This window comes from Nocardioides sp., from assembly GCF_036401255.1.
Lineage (GTDB): Bacteria > Actinomycetota > Actinomycetes > Propionibacteriales > Nocardioidaceae > Nocardioides.
Map to the genome: position 1 here is coordinate 1 of NZ_DASWVI010000108.1, position 6,220 is coordinate 6,220.

Below are 6,220 nucleotides of genomic sequence, written 5' to 3' on the forward strand. Positions count from 1 at the left end.
CGAGGTGCGGCGCGAGCGCGGCGGCGACGGCGTCGCCCTCGCCCGGGCGGACCACCACCAGGACCCGGCGTACGTCCGCGAGCGCGAGCGCGTCGCGCACCGACCAGGCGAGCACCGGTCGGTCGCCCAGCGGCAGCAGCACCTTGTTGGCGCCGGCTCCCACGCGGGTGCCGGACCCGGCGGCGAGGATCACGACGGCGGCGGGCACGTCCGCAGTGTAGGAGCCGCCGCGGCCCAGCGTTTTCACGGCCGTTACACGGCGAAACGCCCCGGACAACACCGCGGCCTAGGTTCGTCGGACAGGAAGGGGCCGACATGGGATCCGGGTCCGTGGAGTGGCAGCCCGTCTGCCGGGTCGCCGAGCTCGAGGTCGAGCGGGGCGCGACCGCGCTCGTGCACGGGCAGGCGCTCGCGCTCTTCCGCACCCACGACGACCTCGACGCCGAGCATGTCTTCGCGCTGGGCAACCACGACCCGTTCGCCCGGGCGTCGGTGATCGCGCGCGGCATCGTCGGCTGGCGCGGCGACGTGCCGTTCGTGGGATCGCCCACCCACAAGCACACCTTCGACCTGCGCAGCGGGCGGTGTCTCGAGGACCCGCACGTGTCCGTGCCGGCCTACGCGGTGCGGATCGTCGACGGCGTGGTCCTCGTCGGGCGGCGCAAAGGGGCGGTCACGCCCAGCCGAGGCGCCCCCGCGTGACCAGCGCCGTGGCGATCGCGGCGACGCCCTCGCCGCGGCCGGTCAGCCCGAGCCCGTCGGTCGTGGTCGCCGACACGCTCACCGGCGCTCCCACGGCCGCGGTCAGGGCCGCCTCGGCCTGCGCCCGTCGCGCCCCGAGCCGGGGCCGGTTGCCGATCACCTGGATCGCGACGTTGCCGATGGTGTACCCCGCCGCCCGCACCCGCCGGGCGGTCTCGGCCAGCAGGGCCGCCCCGGACGCACCGGCCCAGGCGGGGTCCGCCGTACCGAAGTTCGAGCCGAGGTCGCCCAACCCCGCCGCCGAGAGCAGCGCGTCGCAGGCGGCGTGGGCGGCCACGTCGGCGTCCGAGTGACCCTCGAGGCCCTGCGGCTCGTCGGGCCAGTGCAACCCCGCGAGGCGCAGGGGTACGCCGTCCACGAGCCGGTGCACGTCGGTGCCGACACCGATCCGGGGGAGGTGCTCCACAGGGCCGATCATGCCGCACGTGGGTGACAATCCCCGGGTGAGCACTCCCCGCGCGTGGTCGGTCGCCGGTGTGGTGACCGGGTTCGCCGGGCTCGCGGTGAGCTACTTCCTCGCGATGGCGACGACGATCCGGGACTCGCCCCTGGTCGCGGTCGCCGAGCTGGTCGTGCGGTTGACCCCGGGCCCGGTGGTCGAGCGCGCGATCCGGCTCACCGGCCAGCACGACAAGACGCTGCTGATCGTGGTGCTGATGCTGATCAGCGCGGCGGTGTTCGCGGGGGCCGGGCGGCTGGCCCGACGGGCGTGGTGGCTCGCCACGATCGTGTTCGCGGTGCTGGCCGCCCTCGGCGGGCTGGCCGTGGCGCTGCAGTGCGACGCGACCACGCTGGACGCCCTGCCGGTCGCGGCCGGCTTCGCGACCTGGCTGATCTGTCTCTGGGCGCTGACCGCGCCGCTGCGCCGCCACGAGCGGGCCCGGGCCACCGCCCCGGTGCCGGACCCGGCGCACTCGGACCACACCCGGCGTACGTTCCTGCTCCGCGTCGGCGTCGTGGCGGCCGGGGGCGTGGTGCTCGGTGTGTTCGGGCGGGCCGTGGGCCGCAGCCGGCGACACGTCGAGGCGACCCGGCGGCTGCTGCGGCTGCCGGGGGTGACGCAGCCGGTGCCGCCGCCGGACGCGCGGGTCGACGTCGAGGACATGACGCCGTGGGTGACGCCGAACGACGGGTTCTACCGGATCGACACCGCGTTCGTCGTGCCCGCGATCGAGCCGGACGACTGGGCGCTGCGCATCCACGGCATGGTCGACCGGGAGATCGTGCTCACCTACCGCGACCTCGTCGACCGGCGGCTCACCGAGGCCTGGGTGACCCTCAACTGCGTGTCGAACGAGGTCGGCGGCGACCTGATCGGCAACGCGTGGTGGAGCGGGGTGCGGATCGCCGGCCTGCTCCGGGCGGCAGGCGTGCGGCCCGGGGCGGACGCGGTGCTGCAGACCTCCGAGGACGGGTGGACCTGCGGCACGCCGCTCGAGGTGCTCACCGACGACCGCGACGCGATGCTCGCGGTCGCGATGAACGGCCGGCCGCTGCCGATCGACCACGGCTTCCCCGTGCGCACGATCGTGCCGGGGCTCTACGGCTACGTCTCGGCCTGCAAGTGGGTCGTGGACATGGAGGTCACCCGGTTCGCCGACATCGAGGCCTACTGGACCAAGAAGGGCTGGTCCGAGCTCGGCCCGGTGAAGCTCTCCTCGCGCATCGACGTCCCGCAGTCCGGCGGCGAGATCGCCGCCGGCGGCGCCCGCGTGGCCGGCGTGGCCTGGGCACAGCACACCGGCATCGCGGCCGTCGAGGTCTCCGTCGACGACGGGCCGTGGCAGCCGGCCGACCTGGCGGGCGTGCCGAGCACCGACACGTGGGTGCAGTGGGTGGCGACCGTCGACGTGCCTCCCGGCGACCACACGCTGACCGTGCGCGCCCGCGACGCCGACGGGCTGCTGCAGACCGGCGTGGAGCAGGACGTGCTGCCCGACGGCGCCACCGGCTGGCACACGATCGACCTCACCGCGCGCGACCCGGACAGCGGCTGAGCTGCCTGGGCGAGCCGACCGCGGCATCGGCTCGGTCTCGACACGCCGGTCGACCACCATCAGCGGATCCGCTGGCGCGTCTCCGCTACCAGTTCCCCGGGCTGTTGGCCGGCAGCGGGTGGGCGGCGTCGGTGATCACGTAGACGGTGCCGCCGGAGGCGGGGATCCAGGCGTCCTCGAACTCCCCGCGGTCATAGGTGCGACGTACGCCGGCGCGGGTGGCCGCGGCCGGGTCGTTGACGACCACGTCGCCGGAGTCGGTGAACCCGACGATCACGAGCAGGTGACCGTCGGACGCCGAGATCGGCGCACCGGTGAGCTCGCCGCGGCCGAACGCGATCGAGGCCACCAGCGGGATCCCGGCGGCGATGAACCGCTCGGCCTCCCGCAGCGAGCGCAGCCGGGTCACGAACGCCCGGCCGGTCTGCGCGGCGGCGTACGCGGTGTTGAACGGCCAGTTGCCGGTGCCGTCGTAGTCGTAGTCGTACGTCATCCGGGCGGCGTGGTCGACCCACGGGTCGACGTGCCCGTCGGCCACCCAGGAGTACGCCCGGGGCGCCGGCAGCGCGTCGTAGTAGCCGAGCACCATCGACGTCGAGGTCGGGGAGCACCACGCCTCACCGCCCCCGCCGTACTCGGCGTAGTCGCCGCTGTGCGCCATCTGCGAATAGCGCGGCACGTCGAGCACGAGGCCGCCGGGGACACTGGCCACGCCCGGCCGCGACGTCGTGACGTCGGCGGTGTCGGGCAGCAGCGAGGCCATCGCGCCGACCTCGTCGACCGTGGGCGACGCCTTCTGCCCGGCGGCCCGCACCAGCGTGACCCGCAGCCGGTAGGCCGTCACGCCGCCGGGCACCACCCAGGTGTCGACGTTGACCGAGCCCAGGTCGTCGGCCTGGCCGGAGGCGGTCGTACGCCGTACGAACCGGTCGCCCGAGGCCCACACCGCCAGCGTGTCCCAGCTCGACCGCGTCGTACCGGCGCGGCCGCGGACCTCGATGCGGACCCGGCTGTCCCCGGGGGTGCGGGCCGACCAGGACGCGATCAGCCGGTTCAGGCGGAACCCGGGCCGTGTCCACGGCGACGTCCAGCGGCCGGACGTGGCCCCGGCGGTCAGGGCCAGGGCGCCCGAGCGCAGGCGCACCGCGGCGAGGGCGCCGGTGCGCAGCTGTGCCGGGGTGTCCCACGAGGTGTAGTCGATGCGGCGCGCGGGCGCTGCCTGCGCGGGCGATCCGAGCAACGGCAGGACGAGCGCCAGGGTCAGCACGATCGAGGATGTCAGTCGCCTCACCCGCGAACTCTAGACTTGCCCGGTGACCTTCAGGCTGTACGACACCGCGACCCGCGAAGTCCGTGACTTCGTCCCCCTCGAGGAGGGGAAGGCGGGCCTGTATGTCTGTGGTCTCACCGTGCAGTCCGAGCCGCACGTCGGGCACGTCCGCTCCGGGGTCAATTTCGACGTCCTGCAGCGCTGGCTGCGTCACCTCGGCTACGACGTGACGTTCATCCGCAACGTCACCGACATCGACGACAAGATCCTCCTCAAGTCCGCCGACCAGGGCCTGGAGTGGTACGAGCTCGCCTACCGGATGAAGCGCCAGCTCGACCAGGCCTACGACGACCTCAACGTGGCGCCGCCGACCTACGAGCCGGCCGCCACCGGCCACGTGCCCGAGATGATCGTGCTGATCGAGGAGCTGATCGCCAAGGGCCATGCCTACGCCGCCGACGACGGGTCGGGCGACGTCTACTTCGACGTCCGGTCCTGGCCGCAGTACGGCGAGCTCACCCGGCAGGGCATCGACGACATGGCGGCCGCCGAGGACGCCGACCCGCGGGGGAAGCACGACCCGCGCGACTTCGCCCTGTGGAAGGGATGGAAGAAGGACTCCGAGCCGGAGACGGCCGCGTGGCCGAGCCCCTGGGGGCCGGGGCGCCCGGGCTGGCACATCGAGTGCTCGGCGATGGCCGGGAAGTACCTCGGCCCCGCGTTCGACATCCACGGCGGCGGCGTCGACCTGCGCTTCCCGCACCACGAGAACGAGCAGGCCCAGTCCCGCGCGGCCGGCCGGCCGTTCGCGACGTACTGGATGCACAACGCCTGGATCACCACCGCCGGCGAGAAGATGAGCAAGTCGCTCGGCAACTCGCTGACGATCCCGGCGGTCCTGCAGCGGTACCGCGGCATCGAGCTGCGCTACTACCTGGTCGCGGCGCACTACCGCAGCCACGTGGAGTTCAGCTTCGAGGCGCTCGACGAGGCCGCCGCGGGGTTCCGCCGGATCGAGAACTTCCTCGACCGCGCCGCCGACCTGCTCGGCGGGATCGGCGGCGGCGGCATCGCCTGCGCCGACTTCCTCAACGCGATGAACGACGACCTCGGCACCCCCGCGGCCGTCGCCGCGATCCACGAGGTGGTGCGCGAGGGCAACAAGCTCCTCGCCGCGGGGGACTCGCCCGCGCTGCGCGGCAACGCCGCGTCGGTGGTCGCGATGCTCGACGTGCTCGGCCTGGACCCGGCCGACCCGGCATGGAGCTCCCCAGGAGGCGGCCGGACGGCCGAACGCCTCGAGACCGTGGTCGCGGGGCTGGTCTCGGACTTGCTCGCCCAGCGGGAGAAGGCCCGTGCCGACCGAGACTTCGTGTCGGCGGATGCGATCCGGGACCGACTGCACGCGGTGGGCGTCCAGCTCGAAGACACCCCCGACGGACCGAAGTGGAGCATCGACTAGCCGTGGCAGGCAACTCTCAGCGCAAGGGCGCGATCAAGAAGTCCGGCAAGGGCAACCCCACCGCCGGCTCCGGCGGCCGGGTCCGCCGCGGCCTGGAGGGCAAGGGCCCGACCCCGAAGGCCAAGGATCGGCCCTACCACCAGGCCTACAAGGCCGCGAAGCGCGCCGAGAAGTCCGCGACGCGGCGCCCCAAGCGCAAGACCGCCGGCGACGCCGAGTGGGTCGCCGGGCGCAACTCGGTCGTCGAGGCGCTGCGCGCCGGGGTCCCGGTGACCGGCGTGTACGTCGCCGAGGGAGCCGAGCGGGACGGCCGGCTGCGCGAGGCGTTCGCGACGGCGGCCGAGCGGCGGCTGAACATCCAGGAGGTCAGCCGCAGCGAGCTGGACCGGATGACCGGCGGCGCGGTCCACCAGGGGCTGGCCGCCCGGATCCCGCCGTACGAGTACGCCCACCCCGACGACCTGCTCGACGCCGCGGCGGAGAGCGGTGCGCCGCCGCTGATCGTGGCGCTGGACTCGGTCACCGACCCGCGCAACCTGGGTGCCGTGGTGCGCAGCGCGTCCGGCTTCGGCGCGCACGGCGTCGTGATCCCCGAGCGCCGTGCCGCGGGGATGACCGCGTCGGCGTGGAAGACGTCGGCGGGTGCGGCGTCGCGGATCCCGGTCGCCCAGGCGGTGAACCTCACCCGGCAGCTGAAGAGCTATCAGGAGGCGGGCTGCATGGTGATCG

At 74.1% G+C, this 6,220-nt stretch carries 7 protein-coding genes; 4 read left to right on the forward strand and 3 right to left on the reverse strand.

Annotated elements, in window-relative coordinates:
• Positions 1-208: 2-C-methyl-D-erythritol 4-phosphate cytidylyltransferase (locus VGD85_RS04950; protein WP_331062334.1), on the reverse strand; the 208-nt coding region annotated here is incomplete at its 3' end.
• A 122-nt stretch (positions 209-330) separates the two neighbouring features.
• Between VGD85_RS04950 and nirD the strand changes: the two genes are divergently transcribed.
• Positions 331-702 carry a nitrite reductase small subunit NirD gene (nirD, locus tag VGD85_RS04955; RefSeq protein WP_414690761.1) on the forward strand — a complete coding sequence of 124 codons (372 nt, stop codon included), beginning with the start codon at positions 331-333 and terminating at the stop codon, positions 700-702.
• Here the strand turns inward: nirD and ispF are convergent.
• Positions 674-1,168 carry a 2-C-methyl-D-erythritol 2,4-cyclodiphosphate synthase gene (gene ispF, locus VGD85_RS04960; protein ID WP_414690762.1) on the reverse strand — a complete coding sequence of 165 codons (495 nt, stop codon included), beginning with the start codon at positions 1,166-1,168 and terminating at the stop codon, positions 674-676. The genes nirD and ispF overlap by 29 nt on opposite strands.
• A 37-nt stretch (positions 1,169-1,205) precedes the next feature.
• Between ispF and VGD85_RS04965 the strand changes: the two genes are divergently transcribed.
• Positions 1,206-2,759, forward strand: coding sequence for a molybdopterin-dependent oxidoreductase (locus tag VGD85_RS04965; protein WP_331062337.1), 1,554 nt, complete (start codon positions 1,206-1,208; stop codon positions 2,757-2,759).
• Positions 2,760-2,844: 85 nt separating this feature from the next.
• Here the strand turns inward: VGD85_RS04965 and VGD85_RS04970 are convergent, their stop codons facing one another.
• Positions 2,845-4,050 carry a C39 family peptidase gene (locus tag VGD85_RS04970; protein ID WP_331062338.1) on the reverse strand — a complete coding sequence of 402 codons (1,206 nt, stop codon included), beginning with the start codon at positions 4,048-4,050 and terminating at the stop codon, positions 2,845-2,847.
• Between the two features lie 22 nt (positions 4,051-4,072).
• Between VGD85_RS04970 and cysS the strand changes: the two genes are divergently transcribed.
• Positions 4,073-5,491 carry a cysteine--tRNA ligase gene (cysS, locus tag VGD85_RS04975; protein WP_331062339.1) on the forward strand — a complete coding sequence of 473 codons (1,419 nt, stop codon included), beginning with the start codon at positions 4,073-4,075 and terminating at the stop codon, positions 5,489-5,491.
• A gap of 2 nt (positions 5,492-5,493) precedes the next feature.
• Positions 5,494-6,220: RNA methyltransferase (locus VGD85_RS04980; RefSeq protein ID WP_331062340.1), on the forward strand; the 727-nt coding region annotated here is incomplete at its 3' end.